22 protein-coding genes and 1 riboswitch are annotated in these 22090 nt (G+C 72.3%); of the genes, 7 read left to right on the top strand and 15 right to left on the bottom strand.

The genetic code is table 11. The annotated features are described in order from the left end of the window. The first annotated feature begins 9 nt into the window (after positions 1-9). Entirely contained in the window at positions 10-378 is a 369-nt protein-coding gene (locus tag VIG79_RS05590; protein ID WP_331883200.1) for an MmcQ/YjbR family DNA-binding protein, read from the top strand. A gap of 148 nt (positions 379-526) precedes the next feature. Continuing rightward, positions 527-1339: a thioesterase family protein gene (locus VIG79_RS05585; RefSeq protein WP_331883198.1), complete on the top strand. Its 813-nt coding sequence runs from the start codon at positions 527-529 to the stop codon at positions 1337-1339. Here VIG79_RS05585 and VIG79_RS05580 read toward each other — a convergent pair. The 3 genes from VIG79_RS05580 to VIG79_RS05570 all read right to left on the bottom strand — a co-directional run bounded on the left by VIG79_RS05580 (position 1320) and on the right by VIG79_RS05570 (position 3749). Then, the gene (locus tag VIG79_RS05580; protein WP_331883195.1) at positions 1320-2342 is read right to left on the bottom strand and encodes a Gfo/Idh/MocA family oxidoreductase; all 1023 of its coding nucleotides are present in this window, start codon (positions 2340-2342) and stop codon (positions 1320-1322) included. The genes VIG79_RS05585 and VIG79_RS05580 overlap by 20 nt on opposite strands. A 29-nt stretch (positions 2343-2371) precedes the next feature. Continuing rightward, the gene (locus VIG79_RS05575; RefSeq protein ID WP_331883192.1) at positions 2372-3226 is read right to left on the bottom strand and encodes an aminoglycoside adenylyltransferase domain-containing protein; all 855 of its coding nucleotides are present in this window, start codon (positions 3224-3226) and stop codon (positions 2372-2374) included. 73 nt (positions 3227-3299) lie between these two features. Beyond that, a complete protein-coding gene (locus VIG79_RS05570) occupies positions 3300-3749 on the bottom strand; it encodes an OsmC family protein (RefSeq protein WP_331883189.1) in 450 nt (149 codons plus the stop codon). A 36-nt stretch (positions 3750-3785) separates the two neighbouring features. Here VIG79_RS05570 and VIG79_RS05565 point away from each other — a divergent pair, with 36 nt between their 5' ends. Further along, entirely contained in the window at positions 3786-5030 is a 1245-nt protein-coding gene (locus VIG79_RS05565; protein ID WP_331883187.1) for a class I SAM-dependent methyltransferase, read from the top strand. Further along, a complete protein-coding gene (locus VIG79_RS05560; RefSeq protein ID WP_331883184.1) occupies positions 5027-5461 on the top strand; it encodes a DUF4190 domain-containing protein in 435 nt (144 codons plus the stop codon). The genes VIG79_RS05565 and VIG79_RS05560 overlap by 4 nt, the downstream gene beginning before the upstream one ends. Positions 5462-5464: 3 nt before the next feature. Here the strand turns inward: VIG79_RS05560 and VIG79_RS05555 are convergent, their stop codons facing one another. The 6 genes from VIG79_RS05555 to VIG79_RS05530 all read right to left on the bottom strand — a co-directional run bounded on the left by VIG79_RS05555 (position 5465) and on the right by VIG79_RS05530 (position 12332). Then, positions 5465-6679 (bottom strand): pyridoxal phosphate-dependent aminotransferase, encoded by a 1215-nt coding sequence (locus VIG79_RS05555; RefSeq protein ID WP_331883181.1) that lies wholly within the window; start codon positions 6677-6679, stop codon positions 5465-5467. Between the two features lie 54 nt (positions 6680-6733). Further along, on the bottom strand, positions 6734-7951 hold the full coding sequence (locus VIG79_RS05550) for an MFS transporter (RefSeq protein WP_331883179.1): 1218 nt from the start codon (positions 7949-7951) through the stop codon (positions 6734-6736). A gap of 28 nt (positions 7952-7979) precedes the next feature. Next, positions 7980-8453: a MarR family winged helix-turn-helix transcriptional regulator gene (locus tag VIG79_RS05545; protein WP_331883177.1), complete on the bottom strand. Its 474-nt coding sequence runs from the start codon at positions 8451-8453 to the stop codon at positions 7980-7982. A 135-nt stretch (positions 8454-8588) separates the two neighbouring features. Further along, positions 8589-9194 (bottom strand): histidine phosphatase family protein, encoded by a 606-nt coding sequence (locus VIG79_RS05540; RefSeq protein WP_331883175.1) that lies wholly within the window; start codon positions 9192-9194, stop codon positions 8589-8591. Positions 9195-9334: 140 nt separating this feature from the next. Next, entirely contained in the window at positions 9335-11587 is a 2253-nt protein-coding gene (locus VIG79_RS05535) for an ATP-binding cassette domain-containing protein (protein ID WP_331883172.1), read from the bottom strand. Positions 11588-11684: 97 nt separating this feature from the next. Next, positions 11685-12332 carry an ECF transporter S component gene (locus VIG79_RS05530; protein ID WP_331883169.1) on the bottom strand — a complete coding sequence of 216 codons (648 nt, stop codon included), beginning with the start codon at positions 12330-12332 and terminating at the stop codon, positions 11685-11687. A gap of 76 nt (positions 12333-12408) precedes the next feature. After that, positions 12409-12516, bottom strand: a riboswitch (TPP riboswitch). 78 nt (positions 12517-12594) lie between these two features. Between VIG79_RS05530 and VIG79_RS05525 the strand changes: the two genes are divergently transcribed. Further along, complete coding sequence (locus VIG79_RS05525; RefSeq protein WP_331883166.1) at positions 12595-12876, top strand: DUF4235 domain-containing protein; 282 nt, start codon at positions 12595-12597, stop codon at positions 12874-12876. 2 nt (positions 12877-12878) lie between these two features. Beyond that, entirely contained in the window at positions 12879-13715 is an 837-nt protein-coding gene (locus VIG79_RS05520) for an LLM class flavin-dependent oxidoreductase (RefSeq protein ID WP_331883164.1), read from the top strand. 106 nt (positions 13716-13821) lie between these two features. Here the strand turns inward: VIG79_RS05520 and VIG79_RS05515 are convergent, their stop codons facing one another. The 4 genes from VIG79_RS05515 to VIG79_RS05500 are packed head-to-tail and all read right to left on the bottom strand — an operon-like array spanning position 13822 to position 18162. Then, positions 13822-14427 carry a HutD family protein gene (locus VIG79_RS05515; protein WP_331883161.1) on the bottom strand — a complete coding sequence of 202 codons (606 nt, stop codon included), beginning with the start codon at positions 14425-14427 and terminating at the stop codon, positions 13822-13824. Further along, complete coding sequence (gene hutI / locus VIG79_RS05510; protein WP_331883331.1) at positions 14427-15566, bottom strand: imidazolonepropionase; 1140 nt, start codon at positions 15564-15566, stop codon at positions 14427-14429. Before hutI ends, VIG79_RS05515 begins: the two co-directional genes overlap by 1 nt. 47 nt (positions 15567-15613) lie before the next feature. Then, on the bottom strand, positions 15614-16948 hold the full coding sequence (locus VIG79_RS05505) for a formimidoylglutamate deiminase (protein ID WP_331883158.1): 1335 nt from the start codon (positions 16946-16948) through the stop codon (positions 15614-15616). Continuing rightward, complete coding sequence (locus VIG79_RS05500) at positions 16945-18162, bottom strand: allantoate amidohydrolase (RefSeq protein WP_331883330.1); 1218 nt, start codon at positions 18160-18162, stop codon at positions 16945-16947. Before VIG79_RS05500 ends, VIG79_RS05505 begins: the two co-directional genes overlap by 4 nt. A gap of 101 nt (positions 18163-18263) precedes the next feature. Here VIG79_RS05500 and VIG79_RS05495 point away from each other — a divergent pair, with 101 nt between their 5' ends. Then, positions 18264-18734 carry a YbaK/EbsC family protein gene (locus VIG79_RS05495; RefSeq protein WP_331883328.1) on the top strand — a complete coding sequence of 157 codons (471 nt, stop codon included), beginning with the start codon at positions 18264-18266 and terminating at the stop codon, positions 18732-18734. Here the strand turns inward: VIG79_RS05495 and hutU are convergent. Continuing rightward, positions 18724-20391: a urocanate hydratase gene (gene hutU / locus VIG79_RS05490; RefSeq protein ID WP_331883155.1), complete on the bottom strand. Its 1668-nt coding sequence runs from the start codon at positions 20389-20391 to the stop codon at positions 18724-18726. The two genes, VIG79_RS05495 and hutU, sit on opposite strands and share 11 nt — an antisense overlap. A 40-nt stretch (positions 20392-20431) precedes the next feature. Beyond that, on the bottom strand, positions 20432-22012 hold the full coding sequence (gene hutH, locus VIG79_RS05485; protein WP_331883153.1) for a histidine ammonia-lyase: 1581 nt from the start codon (positions 22010-22012) through the stop codon (positions 20432-20434). Between the last annotated feature and the right edge of the window lie 78 nt (positions 22013-22090).

Raw genomic sequence — 22090 nt, 5'->3', positions numbered from 1 at the left:
GCTGGTCACGTGCCCGTCACCGTTGAGGACGTCCGCGCCGTCGCGAGGGAGCTGCCCCGCGCCTACGAGGTGGTCGTCCACGACCGGGTGAAGTTCCGCGTCGGCCAGAGCGTCTGGGTCGCCTTCTCCCGCGACGAGACGACCATGGGCTTCGCCTTCCCCAAGGAGGAGCGCGAGGCCCTCGTCGCCAGTGATCCCGCGACCTTCCTCATGCCCGGAAAGGGCGACCTGCGCTACCACTGGGTGGTCGCCCGGATGGACGCACTGGACCCCGAGGAGATGCGCGAGATCGTCGTCGACGCCTGGCGGATGGTCGTCCCGAAGAGCGTCGCGCGCGCCCATGACGAGGCCACCGGGCCGCGCACGCCCCACCGCTGAGCGACGTGGCGGACGTCGGTTCCGCAGCAGCCATCGAGCACACGTCCCGCGCTCGTTAAGCGTTCGCGCGACATCGTGCACGCCACCGAGATCCGGCGTTCCGGAGTCGGCGCGCTGCCCTTGCGACCCGGTGCCTAGGGTGGCGGACGTGACCGACGGCAACGAACCGGGGCCCGCCGCAAGCAGCTACTACGTCCGGCTGCCCGACGGGCGCTACCAGCCCACCCTCCACGCGCAGGGTGTGTGGAACGACCACGAGCAGCACATGGGGCCGGTCTCGGGGCTCATCGCCCACATGATCGACCAGCATCAGCCGCGACCCGAAATGCTCCTGGCGCGGATCTGCTACGAGATCCTCGGCGTCATCCCGGCCGAGCCCACGTCGGTGACGGTGGAGACCATCCGGCCCGGCCGGACCATCGAGCTCGTCGAGGCCACCCTGGTGGCCGGGGAGCGTCCCGTGGTACGCGCCCGGGCCTGGCGGATCACCCGCGGCGACACGGCGGTGGTGGCCGGCGGTATGCCGGAACCACTGCCGCTGCCGGACACCTTCGCGCCGTGGGACGGCCGAGCCGTGTGGAGCGGCGGCTACATCGCGTCGTTGGACATGCGAGGGCATCCGCAGAACTCGCCCGGTCGCGGTCGCGGCTGGCTCCACCCCGGTGTACCCCTCGTGGAGGGGCTCGACGTGAGCCCGACCGCCGCATACCTGGGCCTGGTCGACACCGCGAACGGCATTGCGGTGCGGGAAGATCCGCGTTCGTGGATGTTCCCGAACGTCGACCTGACGGTGCATCTCTTCCGTGAGCCGGTGGCCGGCTGGGTCGGCTTCGACACGACCGTGGTGTTCGGGTCCGACGGGCTGGGGGTCACCAGCTCGACGCTCTACGACGTGCAGGGTCCGGTCGGTCGCGCGGAACAGTCGCTGACGGTGCGACGGCTCACTCGCCCGGGTACCTGACGCCGACCTGCCGGCGGGCCTCGTCCATCACGGACATGACGGCGCGGGAGGACGCCCACGTCATCCGCTCGCTCTCCTGCTTCCCGTCGGCGACGCAGCGGGCCACCTCGGCGACCTGGAACTGGAACCCGTTGGGGATCGGGCCGCCCCACTCCTCGACGACGGTCCGGTCGCGATCGGCGCGGCGGAGGCGCGTGAGGTTCGGACCGTAGAAGTCGCCGTCGATCTCGATGCTGCCCTCGGTGCCGGAGATCACCGCCGTCGTCGGCGTCTTGGTCCACAGGGTGGTGTCGATCTGCGCGAGGGTCTTCGGGCCGTACCCGAGGACGAGCGACACGTGGCCGTCGACGCCGGTGTCGGTCAGCCGACCGGTGGCCGAGACCTCCTGGGGGGCGCCGAGGAGGTCGACGGCGAAGGAGATGGGGTAGACGCCGAGGTCGAGCAGCGCGCCGCCGGCGAGCTCGGGGTCCTTGAGCCGATGGTCGTTCGGCAGGTCCAGCGACTGGCCGTGGTCGGCGGAGACCGTGACGATCTCACCGATCGCGCCGTCGGCGATGCGGCGACGCACCCCGGCGATGTGCGGCAGGTGCCTCGTCCACATGGCTTCCATGGCGAAGACGTGGTTCCGCTGGGCCGCGGCGAAGATGTCCTCGACCTCGGAGCTGTTGCGCGCCAAGGCCTTCTCGATGAGGACATGCTTACCGGCCGCCAGCGCCAGCAGGGCGTGCTCGCGGTGCCCCGAGTGCGGTGAGGCGACGTAGACCGCCTGTACCTCGTCGTCGGCAACCAGCTCCTCGTAGCTGCCGTAGGACCGGGCCACCCCGTGCCGGGCGGCGAAATCCGCAGCGCGGCCGGCGTCGCGTGAGCCGACGGCGACGACGGTGCCGGCGGTGAACTCGCTCACCGCCTCGGCCAGCTTGTTGGCGATGCCACCGGGGGCGATGATCCCCCACGTCAGCGGCGGGGCGTCCCGCGGGTCGGGCACGAGGTCGGCGTCGGGCATGTGCCGAGTATGCCGGTAGGCCTCAGCGGTCAGGGACCGTAGGTCTCCTCGTCGGCGGTCATCAGCAGGTCCATGAACGCCAGCGCCTGACGACGCCGGGTGAACGGGTCGCGGTAGAGCGACGGCTTCGTCGGCCGGTTCCGGATCCGCAGGCACTCCTCGAGCAGCCGGCGCCACTCCGGTTCGCAGACCGTGAGCGCCCACTCGCCCGCGCCGCACTTCGAGGTGACGCGCCCGGTGGTCAGCATGTAGTGGACGCGGGTGACGCCGAGCACGCCCGACGCCGGCGCCCAGCCGCCGAGGCTGCCCATCCCGGAGCCGGACCAGAGGTTGGCATTGCGGTACCACCAGGGCGTCCACTGGTTGGCGATGCTCCCGAGACACCAGTCGCGCAGCATCTCGTCATCGCGGGCAATCCGCCGGTTCTCCAGCCCCGGGCCGTGGACGTGCAGCCCGTGCTCGGCCAGCTCGTGCCAGGTGAGGATCGACGGCACCCAGTTGGACCCGAAGTGCAGGACTCCGCCCTTGGCCTGCAGGCCGAGGGTCGTTCGCCGGTCGGGCGCGCTGGCCAGGTCGGCCCAGCGCAGGTAGTGGCCGTCGAGTCGCGGGGTCGGGTGTGACTGCGCCACGCGTTCATGGATGTCCGCGAGCAGCATCCGCTGCACGTCGTCGGGCTCGTCGTTGACGACGGTGACGAAGTCGACGTCGCTCCACGCGGGGTGGAAGTCGGAGAGGGCGACCGAGCCGAGGAGATAGACCCCGGAGACGAGGCCTGGGACGGTCGACTCGAGGTCGTCGAGGTAGTCCTCGACGACGCGCGCGACGACGTTGGAGACGTTGACGGGCAGCGCGTCCACGGCGCTGCCCTTCGTCACGCTGGTCACGGTCACGAGGGTAGGTGCGGCGGGGCCGATTTCCGGCGAGACACGGCGGGTGGCGGCCGGTTCGGTATGCGGGTCACTCGATCCGGGTGGTGATCTCCGTGCCGAGGGTGATCGTCCGGCTCACCGTGCAGAGCCGCTCGTGCGACTTCCGGACGATGTCCGGCAGCAGCCGACGGGCCGCATCGCCCCCGTCGCCGGCCGGGAAGGCCACCCGGAAGGTCATGACGATGTCGTCGAGATGGTTGCCCTGCTCGTCGGCCACCTTCTCCGCGTCGACGTCGACCTCGAACGCCTCCGGCTGCGCCCGGCGACCGGTGACGTAGTCGACGTCGATCGACGAGCAGGCGGCGATTGCCGAGAGCAGCAGCTCGACGGCGGTGAAGTCGTCGTCCCTCGCGCCGATACTGAGGGTCCCGCCGCGGGCGTTGGTGATCGTGTAGCGGCCGGTCTCCTCGCGTCTCAGGCTGACGTGACGATGGTTCGGCTTCTCCGGCGGCAGCTCGGCCGGTCGCTCACTGTCCATCCCCAGAGCGTAGGCGGGCCCTCCTAGGCTGCCTCGATGACCTACTGGGAGACCTGGCACGGCGCCTATGCCGACCCCGACTCGTCGCTGAGCCGCCGGCTGCGCGTCGTCCAGGACCAGGTCGCCCATTGGCTGGACGCCACGGCGCCGGGTCCGGTACGGGTGGTCAGTCTCTGCGCGGGGGACGGTCGCGACCTGCTCGAGGTCCTGGCCGGCCGCGACGACGCCGACCGCGTCACGGCGACCCTCGTCGAGCTCGACCCCCACCTCGCCGGGCGCGCCCGCGACCGGGCCCGCGGCTGGTCCGGCGTCGAGGTGCTCACCGCCGATGCCGGCGACCACGACGTGTATGCCGACCTGCCGCCGGCCGACCTCGTCCTGCTCTGCGGTGTGCTGGGCAACATCTCTGACGCGGACGTTCAGCACACCATCGCCGAGCTGCCCGCGCTGTGCGCGCCCGACGCCCGCGTCATCTGGACGCGGACGCGCCGGGCGCCGGACATCACGCCACGAGTGCGAACGTGGTTCGCTGACCATGGTTTTCGTGAGGTGTCGTTCATCCCCATCTCCGACAGCGAGGCGGCCGTCGGTGTCGCCGACCTGGCCGACGACCCGGGGCCGGCCCTCGGCAGCGGTCGGTTGTTCACCTTCGTCGCCGCCTCGTCCAACGCCCGCACGCTCGCCGTCTACGAGCGCCGGGCCGACCGCTACGACGCGACCGTGGGTTCGGCTCCGGACTGGCACGTGGCGTTCCTCGACCGGATTGCCGCCGCCGTGCCTCCTGGGGCGGCCGTCCTGGAGCTGGGCTCCGGCACCGGTGTGGATGCGCGCTACCTCGCCGACCTGGGGCTGGCCGTCCAGCCCTCCGACGGCGCGACGTCGTTCGTCGATGCCATGCGGCACGCGGGACTCGCACCACTGCACATCGATGTGCTGACCGACGGCCTCGGCGGTCCCTGGGACGCCGTCGTCGCCTTCGCCATGCTGCTGCACCTCACCCCGGACGAGCTCGCCACTGTCCTGGACCGGATCCACGGCGCGGTGCGAGCCCGCGGCACCCTGGCCCTGTCGGTCAAGGAGGGCGACGGGTCGGCGTGGAGCGACCACAAGCTCGGGCTGCCGCGGTTCTTCACCTACTGGCGTCCGGAGCCGCTCGCTCGGCTGATGGACCAGCACGGTTGGACCGTGGACGTCCTGGAGCGACATGCCGGTGCCCGAGACGACTGGATCCTCGTCATCGCCACGAGACGCGACGACGACGGCGTTAGGCTGAACCGGTGAGCAACGAGGGGCCGAGCTACCCGCAGGACCGACCGGCGCAGGACCGACCGGCGCAGGAGTGGCCCGCCGAGCAGGCATACGGACAGCAGCCGGCGTACGGCCAGCCGTCCTACCGGCCCGCTTACGGTGGCGGCGCCCCCGACCAGGTTCGCTTCCACGCGCCCGGACCGACGGTCGAGCACCCGCGGGCGACGCTGGCCTTCGTGCTCGGCCTGCTCTCGGTGCTCGGGCTGACCATCCTCGGCCCGTTCGGCTGGTACTACGGCAACAAGGTCGTCGCGGAGATCGACCGGGACCCGCGCGAGTTCGCCAACCGGGGAATCGCCATGGCCGGCAAGGTCCTCGGCATCATCGGCACGGTGTTCCTCACCCTGACGGTGCTCGCGATCGTGGTGCTGATCGTCGTCGCCGTGGTCGTCGCCGCCTCGTAGCCGCTAGGCGTAGGACTCGAGGAAGCTGGCGATCCGGCCGATCGCCTCCTCGAGCTCCGGCACCGCCGGAAGGGTCACCAGCCGGAAGTGGTCCGGCTCGAACCAGTTGAAGCCGGTGCCGTGCGTGACGAGGATCTTCTTGGCCCGCAGCAGGTCGATGACGAACTGCTGGTCGTCGACGATCGGGTACATCTCGGGGTCGAGGCGCGGGAAGCAGTAGAGCGCGCCCTGCGGCTCCACACAGGTCACGCCGGGGATGTCGTTGAGCAGCTTCGACGCCAGCTTGCTCTGCTCGTAGAACCGGCCGCCGGGGACGATGAGCTCGTTGATCGACTGGTACCCGCCGAGCGCCGTCTGAATCGCGTGCTGCCCCGGGACGTTGGCGCACATCCGCATGTTGGCGAGCAGCGTGAGCCCCTCGAGGAAGTCGGTGGCGAGGTGCTGCGGGCCGGAGATCATCACCCAACCGGAGCGGTACCCGCATACCCGGTAGGCCTTGGACAGCCCGCTGAACGTGAGGCAGAGGACCTCGTCGCCGCAGAGGCTCGCCGCGTGGTGGTGGGTGCGCTCGTCGAAGATGATCTTCTCGTAGATCTCGTCGGCCATCACGACGAGCTGGTGCCGCCGCGCGATGTCGACCATTCCCTTGACGATGTCCTCGCTGTAGACGGCGCCGGTCGGGTTGTTGGGGTTGATGATGACGATCGCGTAGGTGTTCTCGGTGATCTTCGACTCGATGTCCTCGAGGTCTGGGTTCCACCCGTTGGACTCGTCGCACCGGTAGTGGACGGGGATGCCGCCGGCCAGGGACACGGCCCCCGTCCACAACGGGTAGTCCGGCGCCGGGATCAGCAGCTCGTTGCCGTCGTCGACGAACGCGGTGAGCACCATCGAGATCAGCTCGGAGACACCGTTGCCGATGAACACGTCGTCGGGGACGGTCTTGGTCAGGCCGCAGGACTGGTAGTACTGCGCGACGGCGGTACGCGCGGAGTAGATGCCGCGGGAGTCGGAGTAGCCCTGCGAGTCGGGCAGGCTCTGGACCATGTCGACGAGGATCGCCTCGGGGGCCTCGAAGCCGAACGGGGCGGTGTTGCCGATGTTGAGCTTGAGGATCTTGTGACCCTCGGCCTCCAGGCGGTGGGCCTCCTGCAGGATCGGACCCCGCACGTCGTAGCGGACGTGTTGCAGCTTCTTGCTCTGGACGATGTGGCGCACGAGAGCCAGCCTCCCATCACCGTTGCGGCGACGACAGTGACGTGGGTCCAGTCGTCACGCGTCGCCGACGGTGACGGCCTGGGCCTCCCGCTCGGCCTCGGTGTCCCGCGACTGGTCCGCCTCGGGGTCGTCGATGTGGCGCAGGTAGGGCCGGGTCAACGCGAGCGCGCCCACGGCGACCGCGACCGCGAACGCCCCGACCCAGAACGGAACGTGCACGTTGAGCTCCTCGCCGAGCTTGCCGGCCAGCCACGGGGCGACGGCACCGCCGGAGAAGCGGACGAAGCTGTAGGCCGCCGACGCCACTCCGCGCTCGACCGGCGCGGCCTTCATCACCGTCTCGGTGACCAGGGTGTTGTTGACGCCCAGGAACAGACCGGCGACGACGACGCACGTCGCGAGCAACGCCTTGTTGTCGGTCCCGATCGCCATGACGACGAACAGCGCGGACAGCAGGCTGAGGTTGACGAGCAGCGTCGGGACGGTGCCGAAGCGGGCCTGTAGGCGCGGAGCGACGAACACCGAGGTGAAGGCAAGAGCGACGCCCCACCCGAAGAAGATCAGACCGATCTCGTGTGCGCTCATGTCCAGAGGGAACGGCGTGAACGCCAACAGGGTGAAGAAGCCGAAGTTGTAGAGCAGGGCGGTGATGGCCACGCCGAAGAGGCCGCGGTGCTTGAGCGCTCGGAACGGGTCGAGCAACGAGGTCTTCTTGGCGGCCGGCGGGGTCTTTGGTAGCAGGAACGCCGTGACGACGAGGGCGACGGCCATGAGGGTGGAGACGCCGTAGAACGGACCGCGCCAGGAGATGCCGCCGAGGATGCCGCCGACGAGCGGTCCGACCGCGATGCCGAGGCCGAGGGCCGCCTCGTACAGGATGATCGACTGCGCGACCGACCCCCGGGCCGACGACACGATGGTCGCGAGCGCCGTGGCGACGAAGAGGGCGTTGCCGAGCCCCCAGAGGGCGCGCCAGCCCACGATCTCCATCACCGAGCTGGACGACCCGGCCAGCCCCGCGCCGACGATGATGATGACCAGGCCGATCAGCAGGGTGCGCTTCGCGCCGATCCGGCTCGCGATCGCGCCGGTGAGGAGCATGGCCAGGCCCATGACGGCCATGTAGCTGGTGAACAGCAGCGAGACCTGCGAGGGCGTGGCGTGCAGCTGGTCGGCGATCGGCTTGAGGATCGGGTCCACCAGGCCGATGCCCATGAACGCGATGACGGACGCGAAGGCGACCGCCCAGACGGCTTTCGGCTGGCGCCACATAGAGGAGTTCCTTGGTGTGGTTCGGGTTTCAGACGGTGGGGGTATGCGCGGGGCCGGCCTCGACGAGCAGCCGGCGGAGGATCCCGACCGCGTTCGCGAGCGTGTCCTGCTCCTGGCCGGAGAGGGCGGCGACGTAGGGCGCGACGACGTCGGCGCGACGGGCGCGGGCCTGGCCCAAGGCGTCGGCGCCCGACTCGGTGATGGTCACGAGGACAGCCCTCGCGTCCACCGGGTCGGCCTCGCGGGTCACCCACCCCTCGGCCTCGAGCCGCTGGACCTGGGTGGTCATCGTCGGCTGGCTGCAGTGGTCGGCGGCGGCGAGCGCCGAGATCCGAGCCGGTCCCTGCTCCTCCACCTGGGCGAGCAGCCGGACCTGGGCGTACGGCACGTCGAGTCCGGCGCGCTGGGTGGCCAGCCGGTTCAGCCGGGCGACCACCGACAGCAGGTCGGAGCCGAGCTGCTCGGCCTCGGAACGCGGTCGGCTGACGAGATCCACAGGCATACCGTCGACTTTACATAGGTTGTCTATGCAACTCAACCACCCGAGGCTTTTCCGAACGGACGTCACGGGCCAGTCCGACGAGGAGCGGACGGCCATGCTGCACGGACCGAGGAGCGGTCCGCTGCGCTGTGACCGTCAGTCGAGCTGGGGCACCGGTTCGTTGGCCCACGTGTCGACGACCCAGCCGGACTCCGGGTCGCCGTCGAGCACGATGACCGCGGTGTTGTGCAGGCGGGTGTCGGCGACGAAGGCCTTGTCGACGTTGACGGCTCGGGCGCCGGTCCAGGCCCGGATCACGGCGCCGTGGCTGATGATCGCGGCGCTCTCGTGCTGCGCCGCCTCGGCGACCACCTCGTCGAACCGCGCCATCACCTCGGCCCGGGACTCCCCACCCGGTACGCGGGCGTCGGGCTCTCCGTCGGCCCACCGGTAGAGGACCGCGAGGTAGGGGTCCCACCCCTCGCCGCTGGCCATCTCGTGGACCCCCGCCTGGATCTCGCGGACCCCGTGCCGTTTGATCGGGACCAGGTCGCGGGCAGCGGCAAGTGGCGCCGCCGTCTGGTGGGTCCGGACCAGGTCGGAGACGTAGATCGCGTCCAGGGGGGTCTCGGCGAGGCGGTCGACGAGCTCCGCCGCCTGGCCGCGCCCGAGCTCGGTGAGGTCGGCCCCGGGGGGCGCCGTGTCGAGCAGGCGCTGGGCGTTGGCGGTGGTCTCGGCGTGGCGGATGAGGAGCAGGCGCACCCGGACAGGCTAGGCGGCGCCGGCCCGGACCCGTGCAACACGCCACCAGGCCCCGGTCCGCTCGACGGCACCTTGGCCAGGATCGCCCGGTTTCGGGTCGAATCGGTCGCTCGTGCCCGTCGAGCTGTCCGCGGGAGGGCTCAGGTGACCAGGAGCCGGGCGGCGGCCGCGGTGACCAGCACGAGGAGCGCACCGAGGAGGACGAGGGTGTCGGGCAGCCGCCAGGGGGCCGGGCCGGCCCACGTGCGCCGGTGCGCGCCGGCGAACCCACGCGCGTCCATGGCCAGGGCCAGGACCGCGGCCTGCCCGAGGATCACCGTGAACAGTGCGAGCGTCGTGGCACCCCCCTCCCGGAGCTTGGCCACGAGGGAGCGGCCGGCCCCGATGCCGCGAACCCGGCGAGCACGGGTGAGCTCGGTCCACAGCGAGCCGAACGTCTGGAACCGCTGGAGCGCCGCGGTCGCCGCGACCACCGGACGGGCGGGCAGGCGGAGCCGTTGGGCCAGATGGTCGCCGAGGGCGTCGGGGTCGACGTAGGGCAGCAGGACCACCGACGGGAGGACGAGGGCGAGCACGCGCAAACCGGCACCGAACGCGGTCTCGAGGTCGTGGCCGCCGAGCAGCCAGGTCGACCACATCACGCCGGCGATGCCGATGAGGGCGGGCACCGACCGTGCTCCGAGGCGACGCCAGCGGCCCGGTGGGGCCGGACCGGTTCCCGGCGCCCAGAGGGCGACGAGACCGAGCAGGGCCTCGACGGCCAGGACCACGAGCAGCGGTCGCCAACCGGAAACCAGGGCGGGGAGCGGGAGCACGACCAGACAGGCGAGCAGCAGTGACAGCGGCCCGCAGCGGGCGGCGATCGAACGCCGCGGCGAGGTGGACGCCGCCGGGTCCGACGGTCGGTGGTCCAGGGCCGTCACCGCATCGGCCCGGGCCACGACAGCGTCGTCATGGGTCGCCACCACTACGGCCGAGCCGGCGGCCCGGACCGCGTCGAGGATCCCCACCACGGCGGCCCAGGTGAGCCGGTCCTGGCCGACCGTCGGCTCGTCGGCGAGGACGACCGACGGTTGGTGGACCACGGCAGCGGCCACGGCGAGCCGCCGCTGTTCACCACCGGACAGCTGCCGCGGGTCCGCCGTCGCCAGGTGGGCCAGACCCAACCGCTCGAGCAGGAGGTCGGCCCGGGCGGACGCCGTGGCCGGGTCGAGCCCGACGGCCAGCGACGTCGCGAGCACCTCGTCGCGGACCGAACGCCGCACGATCGTGCTGGCCGCCCGTTGCGGTACCCAGGCGACGGCCCGGGCGAGGTCCGGTGACGACCGCCGGAATGGGTCACGCGGTGGCGCCACGTCGCCTCCACCTCCGCCGAGAGGCCAACTTCGGTCGCTATTCACGCCGGATAACGACCGAAGGTGGCCTCTCGGCGGGTCGGGGGCCAGCATCACGGTGCCGGCCGACGGGCGGATCAGACCGCCCAGCGCCTCCAGCAGGGTCGACTTGCCCGACCCGCTCGGGCCGACCAGGGCCACGGTCGACCCGCCGCGGACCTCGAGGTCGACGTCGGCCACGGCGGTCGTGGCCCGCGGCGGCCCGTTGAGGGGCTGGGAGGTACGCCGCACCGACAGCCCGCGCGCGCATACCGCGGGGTCGGGCGGAGGCCCGAACGCCGTCGTGAACGCCTCGGAGACGTCCACCGGCTCCGGGTCCGGCTGCCCGGGTACCCAGATGCCCATCGCCGCGAGCTCGGCGCCCCGCTCCGCGAGGACGATCGGCGGCGGCCCGTCGGCGACGATGTCGCCCTCGGGGCCGAGCACGACGACGCGGTCGACGAGGTCGAGCCAGGGGCCCCACCGGTGCTCGACGACGACCGTCGTCAGCCCGCGCGCTCGGACCACGTCCCCGACGACCTGACGCACCGAGGCCGCATTGCGCGGATCGAGCATCGCGGTCGGCTCGTCGAGCAGCAGCACCCGTGGCGACATCGCCAGCGCCCCTGCCAGCGCCAGCCGCTGCTGCTCGCCCCCGGACAGGGTGAGCGGGCTGGAGCCCGCGAGATGACGCAGCCCGACCTCGTCCAGCGCGGCGGCGATCGGCGCGGACATCGCGTCCCGCGGCATCCCGACGTTCTCCAGCCCGAAGGCCACGTCCCGCCAAACGGACGAGGCGACCACGGCGGAGCCCGGGTCCTGGAGCACCAGGCCGACCGACCCGGCGGCGCCACCGGGAGCCACGCCGTCGACGAGCACGGTGCCGGTGAGGTCGCCGGCGTCGGCGGTCAGCAGCAGCCCGGCAATCGCCCGGAGCACGGTTGACTTGCCCGAACCACTCGGCCCCACGAGCAGCACCCGCTCCCCCGCGGCGATGCGCACCGTGAGGTCGGTGAGCACCGGCCGGGTCCGGCCGTAGGGGCGCCAGGTCAGTCCCTCGACCTCGACCGAGGCGCCCGTGCCGGCGGTCAGGGGCGACGGTGCGACGCGGAGGGCGTCAGACAGCGCGCGCCTCCCGTGCTTCCTGGCCCGGTGGCAGGGAGCCCAGGGCTCCCGCTCGCGCCAGCCCCGTCGTCAACAGCCAGCCGAGCCCGCCGGCGATGAGCGCACCCCCGGCGGTGAGGATGACGAGGTACGCGACCTTGTAGCCCATGTCCCAGTCGGTCCAGTAGCTGAACCACTCGTAGACCGCCTCCATCGGGGCCGCCAGCGCCCCGGAGAGCATGGCCGCGCCCAGCCCGAACGAGCCGTAGGCGAGGATGGCGAACCCGATCTCGGCGCCGAGGCCCTGCAGGACCCCCGAGACCAGCGTCGCGGCGCCCCACGAGCTGCCGATGAGCGCCTCGACGGACGCCGCGATGACCTCGGCGAAGAGCGCGGCGCCGGGACGGCGGATCACCAGACCGCCGACGACGCCGGCCATCAGCCATGGCGCCCCGGTGATGCCCTGCAGCGGCGGGTAGACGGCGGCGAGCGCGGTGCTCGGACCCTGGTACAGCAGGTACCACGCCCAGTACGCCACGCCGAAGGCGACGCCGATGAAGGCGCAGGTGAGCAGGTCGATGGTGCGCCACCGGGTCAGCGGCCGGGTGGCGAGGATGGTGCGGCGGGTGGTGCGGCCCGTGTGCGGCGAGGTGGTGCTCATGATGGTCTCCCGGGTCAGGTCCTTCTGGGCTCCCGGGGGAGGTGCGCCCGCGCATACCGCGTATGCGAAGCCACACCTGAGATGGAAACCGACTCCCTTCGCCGGTGCTAACCGGAGCAGGTTTGGAGGGTCTGCGGCGTGAACCGCACTCTCAGCGCTATGGGGCGCTCCCCTGTCGTTGTGGAAGGTGACTTTACTCCCCCGCCATGGAAGAGTCGTCCGGACGGGCGGCGGGATTCGCGCAAGCAAAGGAGTGGCGCACATGGGCACGATGGGATGGCGGCTTCTCGGCACCGCGGCCGCGCTGGCGGCCGGCGCGGTCGCGACCAAGGTCGTCGGCGTCGGGTGGCGTGCGGTGTCCGGCCGGGAAGCGCCGGTGGACCCCGCTGAGGTCGACGAGACCAGCTGGGGCGAGGCGCTCATCTACGCCGCGATCCTCGGTCTCGCGGTCGGCGCCGCGCGCGTCGTCGCCGAGCGGGCGGCCGCCCAGTACTACCGCAAGTCCACCGGCCACCTGCCGAACGCCGACTCCATCGACGACTGAGCGTGACGGCGTTCCGGGCCGGCGTCGTCATCAGCCTGGCGACGCCGAGGCAGTTCGCCGACCTCGCGGTCGCGGCCGAGGACGTCGGGTGGGACGCGATCTTCACGTGGGAGGCGGTCTGGGGACAGGACGCGTGGATCACCCTCGCGGCGGCGGCGATGCGGACGTCGCGCATCCGGCTGGGCACCATGCTCACGCCGTTGCCCCGCATCCGGCCGTGGGACCTCGCGGGTCGGGTCGCCACCCTCGACAACCTCTCCGACGGCCGGGCCCAGCTGGCCGTCGGGTTGGGCGCGCTGCACCCCGGATGGCTGGCCTTCGAGCGTGACGAGGGGCGCAAGGTCCGGGCCGAGAAGCTCGACGAGGGCCTGGCGGTCTACGACGGGCTGATGCGCGGGCAGCCGTTCGCGTACGCGGGTTCCCACTACTCGGTCGAGCCCACCGACTTCGTCCCGCCACCACCCCCGGTCCAGCAACCGAGGGTGCCGGTATGGGTGGTCGGTGCCTACCCCGCCGGCCGCTCGATGGAGCGCGCCGCGCAGTGGGACGGGATCATCCCCACCACCGTCGGGCGCAGCGGGGACGGCGAGTTCGGGCCCACCGACCTTGCGCGAATTGTGTCCGCCATCAAGGAGATTCGCGAGTCCAAGGGACTGCCGTGGGAGGGCTACGACGTGGTTGCCGAGGGTGTCAGCGAACCGGGGCCTGCGGGCGTCGCCACGGTGAAACGGTGGGCCGACGCCGGCGCGACGTTCTGGGTCGAGTCGGACTGGTCGATGGGCGACGACGCGGTCGCGAGGCACCGCCGTCGGATCGAGGCCGGTCCACCGGCACCGTAGCGGCCGTCGGCAGCGCGAGCGGTTCAGCGGGTCGACGAGCCGAGGTTCGGCTCGATGGAACGGTCGAACCGACTGTCGTCGTCGTGGGTGGGCCGCCCGCCCGGCGCTACCAGCTGAACGCGCGCCAGGCGCGGTAGTTCTCCATCCGCACCACCGCCGCCATCCCCGTGCCCGAGACGATCCGGACGCGGGGCCGGGGTACCAACGCGTCGAGCGCGGCGAGGTTCGCGCTGGCGCCGTCCGCCGCGTACACCGAGGCCGTCCCGCTGAGGAGGACGAGCACGGTCGCGCCGGCGATGCTCATCGGCCGCCCGTCGGAGAGGTCGGCGACGCGGACCGCCGAGCTCATCCGGCTCGCCACGGTGAAGACGTTGAGGATGCTGACCGGACCGTGCGTCAGGCGGGCGTGCGCGTCGGCCTCACCGTCGAAGGTGAGCGGCTGGAACGGCGCGAGCTCGTGCTCGGTTCCGGCCACGTCGAGGGTCATCCCGTCGCCGTGGATGAGCGTCGCGGACCGCTGCACCCCCGGGAACGTGCCGAAGTCGGCGTCCTTGTCGATGTCGGACACGCTGAGCCGCCAGACGAAGTGGGGGCCGCGGACGCCGAGGAGCCGCCGGGCGATCTCCCGCGTCGCGCCCTGGCCGTTCTTCCACGGCATGGGCTCGCGTTCGCCGGACCGGACGATGCCAAGCGAGTGGGGAGTGACCGCCATCAGGGGGCGGTCGTCAGACGTCGGGCGAGCGGCACGCCTGCACGATACGCAAGATGCCGGTGCGACGGCGCATCGATGACCGTCACACCACCTCGAGCAGCCACCGCGATCCTTCCGATGTCGTCACGTCCCAACGAGTCTGCCGCACCACGGGTGGCGGCCCACAAGGCCTCCTGCGGGGTGAGACGCAGCTCCCGGACGGCCAGCGCGATGACGAACGGCATCGACGAGGTGAAGCAGGTACCCGGGTTGCAGTCGGTCGCCAGCGCGATCCGGACGCCGGCGTCGAGCAGGGCGCGCGCGTCGGGGTAGGGGTGCCGGGTCGAGAACTCGACGCCGGGCAGCAGGGTCGCCACGGTCGAACCGCCGGCGAGCGCGTCGACGTCCGCGGCCGTGAGGTACGTGCAGTGGTCCACGCTCGCCGCGTCGAGCTCGACGGCGAGGCGTACCCCGGGCCCGGCGCCGAGCTGGTTGCCGTGGACTCGCAACCCGAGCCCGGCGGCCCGGCCGGCGACGAGGATGGCGCGGGCCTCGTCCTCGGTGAAGGCGTACGGGCTGTGCGGTTCGCAGAAGACGTCGACCCATCGGGCGTATGCGGCGGCCGCGGCGAGCATGGGACCGGTCACCAGGTCGACGTAGTCGCCGCGGCACGAGCGGTACTCGGGGGGGACGACGTGGCCGCCGAGGAAGGTGACCTCGCCGGTCACCTCGCGGGCGAGACGAAGGAGCCGGGTCTCGGTGGCCATGTCGAGGCCGTAGCCGGACTTGATCTCGACGACGCCGGTGCCCTGGTCGCGCATCTCGGCGACCCGGTCCGCGAGCAGCCGGCGCAGCTCGTCGTCGGTCGCCGCCCGAGTTGCCGCAACCGTGCTCGCGATCCCGCCACCGTCGTACGCCGCGCCGGACATCCGGGCTTCGAACTCGGCACTGCGATCGCCGGCGAAGACGAGATGCGTATGGCTGTCGACGAAGGCGGGAACCACCGCTCGGCCACCGAGGTCGAGGTGGTGGTCAGCGTCGGGCCCGTGGTCCGCGGCGGCGCGCCCGACCCAGAGCACCTGGTCGTCGGGGCCGAGGACGAGGGCCGCGTCGTGGAGGGTACCGACGGCGTCCTCGGTGTCGGGATGCTCCGGGTCCATCGTGGTCAGCTCACCGATGCCGGTGACGAGGGTCGTTGCCGTAGCGGTCACCGTTCGACCCGCAGCGCGTCGAAGGCATCGCGGAACAGCGGCGCTACCGAGCCGAGCCGCTGGTGCTCGCCGCGGTCGACGACGACCTGGCCGCCGATGACGACGGTCGCGACATCGGCCCCGGTCGCCGTGTAGACGATCTGACCGGCCCGGCTCCCGATGGTGCGGATCGTGTCGTCCCGGACGACGACGAAGTCGGCCAACGCGCCCTCGGCGATGACGCCGCCACCGAACCAGCCGAGGCTGCGGTACCCGTTCGCCGTGGCCATGCGGACCAGCTCGTCGGTGCGGAACCGACCGCGCTCGTTGGTCGAGAGGCGCTCGTTCATCTCCAGGCCGCGGAGCTCCTCGAAGGGGTCGACAACGGCGTTCTGGTCGGAGCCGAGGCTGAGGCTGACCCCGGCGTCGGCGAGGTCCCGCGCCGGGCCGATCCCGTCGGCCAGGTCGCGTTCGGTGGTGGGGCAGAACGCGGCCTGTGCGTCGGCCGCCCCGAGCAGCTTCACGTCCTCGGCGCTGACGTGGGTCGCGTGAACGGCGGTCACGTCGGGTCGCAGCACGCCGGTGTCAGCGAGGAGCTCGGTCGGCGAGCAGCCGTAGAACATCTCGCAGGCGATGTTCTCGGCCGGCTGCTCGGAGAGGTGCACGTGGATCGGCCGGCCCTCGACCCAGGCGCCCACCTCTTCGAGCGAGGGCTTGGGCACGGCCCGGACCGAGTGGACGGCGGCACCGACTCGGGCGGTGGCGGCGTGCGGCGGGGTGCGCACCGACATCCGGTCGAGCCACTCGCCGACGGAGCCGTCACAGAACCGCTGCTGGACGGCGTCGGGCGCGGTGTGCCCCTCGCCGGTCAGCCCGCCGGCGAGGTAGCACGTGTCGAGCAGCGTGATCCGGATACCGGCCTCGCCCGCCGCCGCGATCAGGGCGTCGCCCATGGCGTTCGGGTCGGCGTAGGGCCGTCCGGACGGGCTGTGGTGCAGGTAGTGGAACTCGCCCACGACGGTGATGCCGGCCAGCGCCATCTCGGCGAACGTCGCTCGGGCCAGCGCGAAGTAGGTGTCGGGGTTCAGTCGCTGGGTGACCGCGTACATCTGCTCGCGCCATGTCCAGAAGTTGCCACTACCTCCGTGGGTCCGCCCCCGCAGGGCGCGGTGGAAGGCGTGGCTGTGTGTGTTGGCGAGCCCCGGGAGGACGACCCCGGGGATCCGGACGTCGTCGTGGTGGGCGTGCACGTGGGTCTGGATCGGGCCGAAGCGACCGTCCTGCACGGTGATCCGCACCGAGGTCGCCGGGCCGGTCGGCAGCCACGCGTGCTCGGCCCAGTACGTCGTCACGGCGCCGCCTCCGAGAGGTCCGTGAGCACGGCGGTGAGGGCGGCGACGCCGGCGTGGCAGTCGGCGGGGTCGGCCTGCTCGACCGGGGAGTGGGAGACGCCGGTCGGGTTACGGACGAACAGCATCGCCGACGAGATCCCCCGAGTCGCAAGGATTCCCGCGTCGTGACCCGCGCCGGTACCGAGGACTGGCGTGTCGGGTCCGAGCGTGGTCGCGAGGCGCTCCACCAGTTCGGTGTCGAACCGGGTGGTCCCGGTCCAGGACTCGTCGGTGACCGTCGCGCCGTGCGGGGCGGCGGCACCCACCACGTCGGCCACGACCCGGCGGACCGCCGCCTCGTCGGCGCCGCGAGCGTCGAGCCAGGTGGCGACGTGGCTGGCGATGGCGTTGACTCCGCCGGGCTCGACGCGGACCTTGCCGATCGTCGCGACGCAGCCGTGCCGGGTCGCCGCTGCCCGGGTGGCGAGGACGAGGGCCGCGTGCTTGAGCATGGCGTCGTCGCGGTCCTCCAAGCGGGTCGTGCCGGCGTGGTTGGCGGTGCCCGGCACGTCGATCCGCCAGCGGCCGTGCGGCCAGATGTCGCTGCCGACACCCACGGCGGAACGGCTCTGGTCGTAGGCGTCCGGGTCGGCGAGTGCGCGGCCCTGTTCGACGTGCAGCTCCACGAAGGTGTGCACCCGGGCCAGCGTCTCGGGGTCGTCGCCGAGGCTCGCCGGGTCGCGGCCGGCAGCCGCGATCGCCTCGGCCATCGTCGTCCCGTCGGCGTCGGTGAGGCCGAGGGCGCGGTCGGCCGTGAGCGCTCCGGTGATGAGGCGCGATCCGGCACAGGCGATACCGAACCGGGCGCCCTCCTCGTCGCCGAAACAGGCCACGGCCAACGGAACCCGCGGCCGTAACCCGGCGGCACGCAGCGCGTCGACTGCCGCGAGCGCCGAGACCACACCGAGCGGGCCGTCGAAGGCCCCGCCGTCCGGGACCGAGTCCAGGTGGGACCCGACGGCCACGCCGCCGGTGGACCCGTCTGCACGGACCGCGTCGGGGTCGCCCCACCAGGCCCACTGGTTGCCGGCTCGGTCGAAGGCGAGGTCCAGCCCCCGAGCGGCGCACTGCCCGGCGAACCACTCCCGCAACGTGTGGTCCTCACGGGTCCAGGCGTACCGCCGGTACCCGCCGGTCGACGCGTCCCGGCCGATCGGGGAGAGCTCGGCCCACATGGCGTCGAAGGAGCGCAGCGCCGACACGGGCACAGGGACACGAGAGTGTTGGGCGTCCACGGCGGCGCTCACGGGACCAACCTAGGCTGTCGTCCGTGGAGATGCTGGGGGAAGCCCGTGCACTGGCCGCTGTCGAAGCCGCCGGTATTCCCTTCACGGTGACCCGCCACGGTCCGGTCCGCAGCCTCGAGGAAGCCGCGGCGGCCCGCGGCGTCCAGCCGGGCGACATCGTCAAGTCGCTGGTGGTGCGACGCGGCGAGGGCGACTACCTCTTCGTGCTGGTGCCCGGTGACCGCCAGTTCTCCTGGCCCAAGCTGCGCGCCCTGCTCGGGACGAACCGCCTGTCGATGCCGGACGCCGCGGCCGCCCGGGAGGTCACCGGCTACGAGCGCGGCACCATCACGCCGTTCGGGTCGACCCGGGCGTGGCCGGTCGTGGCCGACGTCACGGTGGCCGGCCGTACGGTCTCGCTCGGCGGCGGCGCTCACGGCGTGGCCCTCACCGTGAACGGCGACGACGTGGTCCGGGTGCTCGGCGCGCAGGTCGCCGACATCAGCGACATCACCGACTGACGGCATCCTCGCGCATCGGCACGCGGACGCCGCGCTCCTCCGCCACCTGGTCGGCGAGGTCGTACCCCGCGTCGACGTGCCGGATGACACCCATGCCGGGGTCGTTGGTGAGAACCCGGGCGAGCTTCTGCGCGGCCAGCGGCGTCCCGTCGGCGACGGAGACCTGCCCGGCATGGATCGAGCGGCCGATGCCGACCCCGCCGCCGTGGTGGATCGACACCCAGGAGGCGCCGGACGCGGTGTTGACCAGCGCGTTGAGCAGCGGCCAGTCGGCGATCGCGTCGGAGCCGTCGAGCATCGACTCGGTCTCGCGGTACGGGCTGGCGACCGAGCCGCAGTCCAGGTGGTCGCGACCGATGACGATCGGCGCCTCCAGCTCGCCGGAGGCCACCATCTCGTTGAACCGCAGGCCGGCCTTGTCCCGCTCGCCGTAGCCGAGCCAGCAGATCCGCGCCGGCAGCCCCTGGAAAGCCACGCGTTCCCCCGCGGCGCGCATCCACTTCTGCAGCCGGTCGTTGTCGGGGAACAGGTCCATCACCGCGCGGTCGGTCGCGTCGATGTCCTTCGGGTCCCCGGAGAGCGCTACCCAGCGGAACGGGCCCTTGCCCTCGCAGAACAGCGGCCGGATGTACGCCGGGACGAAGCCGGGGAAGTCGAAGGCCCGGTCGTAGCCGCCCTTCCGGGCCTCGTCGCGGATCGAGTTGCCGTAGTCGAAGACCTCGGCGCCCTGGTCCATGAACCCGACCATGGCCTCCACGTGGCGGGCCATCGACTCGCGGGCCCGGTCGGTGAACTCCTCCGGCTTGCGCTCCGCGTAGTCCTGCCAGTCGGCCACGTCGATCCCCTCGGGCAGGTACGACAACGGGTCGTGCGCCGAGGTCTGGTCGGTGACGATGTCGATCTCGACGCCGCGGCGGAGCAGGTCGGGGAACACCGCGGCGGCGTTGCCGACGACACCGACGCTGTAGGCGCGTCGGTCCGCCTTCGCCTGCAGCGCAAGGGAGACGGCCTGGTCGAGGTCGTCGGCGACGGCGTCGAGGTAGCGGTGCTCGACCCGGCGGTCGAGGCGGGTGCGGTCGACGTCGACGACGAGGCATACCCCGTCGTTGAGGGTGACCGCGAGGGGCTGCGCGCCGCCCATCCCGCCGCAGCCGCCGGTGAGGGTGAGCGTTCCGGCTAGGGTCCCGTTGAACCGCTTCTCGGCCACCGCAGCGAACGTCTCGTAGGTGCCCTGGACGATGCCCTGCGTGCCGATGTAGATCCACGAGCCGGCCGTCATCTGGCCGTACATCGTCAGGCCGAGGTGCTCGAGGCGCCGGAACTCCGGCCAGGTGGCCCAGTCCGGGACGAGGTTGCTGTTGGCGATGAGGACCCGCGGGGCCCACTCGTGGGTCCGCATGACGCCCACCGGACGGCCGGACTGGACGAGCATCGTCTCGTCGGCCTCGAGGGTCTGCAGGGTGCGGACCATCGCGTCGAACGACCGCCAGTCGCGGGCCGCGCGACCCGTGCCGCCGTAGACGACCAGGTCGTCCGGGCGCTCCGCGACCTCGGGGTCGAGGTTGTTCATCAGCATCCGCATCGGGGCCTCAGCGCCCCACGAGCGGGTGGTCAGGGTCGTGCCGCGCGGGGCGCGAACGGGTCGGGCGCCATCCATGTCGGGTCTCCTTGGGTCGAAGCGGTCGGTATGCGAGGGGCTAGGCGAGGGGGCCGGTGACCCTCTCGGCGGCGCGGACAACGTCACCCGCGGCGACGAGCTCCACCGCCGCCTGGATCTCCGGGGCGAGGAACCGGTCGGGTCCGGGGCCGGGGACCGTCTCCCGGAGGGCCGTGACGACCGCGCCGGTGGCGGGCGCGGGACGCAGCGGCGCGCGCAGGTCGAGGCCGCGGGCGGCGGTGACCAGCTCGACGGCGAGGACCCGGGTCAGGGCGTCGACGGAGCGGCGCAGCTTGCGCGCCGCGGACCAGCCCATCGACACGTGGTCCTCCTGCATGGCGCTGCTGGGGATCGAGTCGACGCTAGCCGGAGCCGCGAGCCGCTTCATCTCCGAGACGAGGGCGGCCTGGGTGTACTGCGCGATCATGTGCCCGGAGTCGACGCCCGGGTCGTCGGCGAGGAACGGCGGCAGTCCGTTGCTGCGGGACTGGTCGAGGAACCGGTCCGTGCGTCGCTCCGAGACGCTGGCGAGGTCAGCCGCGACGATCGCCAGGAAGTCGAGGACGTAGGCGACCGGAGCGCCGTGGAAGTTGCCGTTGGACTCGACGCGCCCGTCGAGCGTGACCACGGGGTTGTCGACCGCCGCCGCGAGCTCCCACTCGGCGACCCGGGTTGCGTGGTCGATCGTGTCGCGAGCCCCGCCGGCGACCTGCGGCGCGCACCGCAGCGAGTACGCGTCCTGGACCCTGGTGCACTCCTCGGTGCGGTGCGACTCGCGGATCTCACTGCCCCGCATCAGCATTCGCAGGTTCGCGGCCGACGCCGCCTGGCCGGGGTGCGGCCGCAACGCCTGCAGGTCCTCGGCGAAGACGTCGTCGGTGCCGAGCAGGCCCTCCACGCTCATCGCCGCCGTGACGTCGGCCGTCGTGACCAGCCGGCGCAGGTCGGTGACGGCGAGGACGAGCATCCCGAGCATCCCGTCGGTGCCGTTGATGAGGGCGAGACCCTCCTTCTCAGCGAGAACGACCGGCACGATCCCGTTCTCGGGCAAGGCCACCGCGGCCGGGACCAGGGAACCGTCGCGGACGCGGACCGGCCCCTCGCCCATCGCCGCGAGCGCACAGTGCGCGAGCGGCGCCAGGTCACCGGAGCACCCGAGCGAGCCGAACTCGTGGACCACCGGGGTGATCCCGGCGTTGAGCAGCGCCGCATACGTCTGGGTGACCTCCTCGCGGACCCCGGTCCGGCCGGTGGCGAGGGTGGCCAGCCGGAGCAGCTGGAGCGCCCGCACCACCTCGCGCTCGACCTCGGGGCCGGACCCGGCCGCGTGGGAGCGCACCAGGCTACGCTGCAGCTGGGCCCGCTGGTCGGCGGGGATGTGCCTCGTGGCCAGCGCCCCGAACCCGGTCGACACCCCGTAGTGCGGGACCGTGTCGGTGGCCAACCCCTCGATGATCCGGCGGCTCTCCCGGATCCGGACCAGCGCTGCGTCGGCGATCACGACCGGCGCGTCGAACCGGGCCACGGCCACGACGTCCTCGAACGCGAGGGGTCCGGTTCCGACGGTGACCGTCGTAGGGACGAGCCCGGCCGGAACCGGCGCGGTAGGCGTCTGCGTCATGGCTCCATTGGAGCGCCGCCGAGCCCCCCAAGCGTCGGCCGAACCCCTGATTGTGTCTCGGATGCGAGACGGGTGGCA

It is taken from the genome of Lapillicoccus sp., assembly GCF_036559105.1.
Classification (GTDB): Bacteria; Actinomycetota; Actinomycetes; order Actinomycetales; family Dermatophilaceae; genus Lapillicoccus.
The sequence above is the reverse complement of the archived record's forward strand: the minus strand, read 5'-3'. Positions and strand labels throughout refer to the sequence as shown.

Coding starts and splice junctions, on each gene's coding strand:
- VIG79_RS05580 (WP_331883195.1), bottom strand. CDS start 2,342: ATGCCCGACGCCGACCTCGTGCCCGACCCGCGGGACGCCCCGCCGCTG.
- VIG79_RS05570 (WP_331883189.1), bottom strand. CDS start 3,749: ATGGACAGTGAGCGACCGGCCGAGCTGCCGCCGGAGAAGCCGAACCAT.
- VIG79_RS05565 (WP_331883187.1), top strand. CDS start 3,786: ATGACCTACTGGGAGACCTGGCACGGCGCCTATGCCGACCCCGACTCG.
- VIG79_RS05550 (WP_331883179.1), bottom strand. CDS start 7,951: ATGTGGCGCCAGCCGAAAGCCGTCTGGGCGGTCGCCTTCGCGTCCGTC.
- VIG79_RS05545 (WP_331883177.1), bottom strand. CDS start 8,453: ATGCCTGTGGATCTCGTCAGCCGACCGCGTTCCGAGGCCGAGCAGCTC.
- VIG79_RS05530 (WP_331883169.1), bottom strand. CDS start 12,332: ATGAGCACCACCTCGCCGCACACGGGCCGCACCACCCGCCGCACCATC.
- VIG79_RS05525 (WP_331883166.1), top strand. CDS start 12,595: ATGGGCACGATGGGATGGCGGCTTCTCGGCACCGCGGCCGCGCTGGCG.
- VIG79_RS05515 (WP_331883161.1), bottom strand. CDS start 14,427: ATGGCGGTCACTCCCCACTCGCTTGGCATCGTCCGGTCCGGCGAACGC.
- hutI (WP_331883331.1), bottom strand. CDS start 15,566: ATGGACCCGGAGCATCCCGACACCGAGGACGCCGTCGGTACCCTCCAC.
- VIG79_RS05500 (WP_331883330.1), bottom strand. CDS start 18,162: ATGTGGGCCGAGCTCTCCCCGATCGGCCGGGACGCGTCGACCGGCGGG.
- VIG79_RS05495 (WP_331883328.1), top strand. CDS start 18,264: ATGCTGGGGGAAGCCCGTGCACTGGCCGCTGTCGAAGCCGCCGGTATT.
- hutU (WP_331883155.1), bottom strand. CDS start 20,391: ATGGATGGCGCCCGACCCGTTCGCGCCCCGCGCGGCACGACCCTGACC.
- hutH (WP_331883153.1), bottom strand. CDS start 22,012: ATGACGCAGACGCCTACCGCGCCGGTTCCGGCCGGGCTCGTCCCTACG.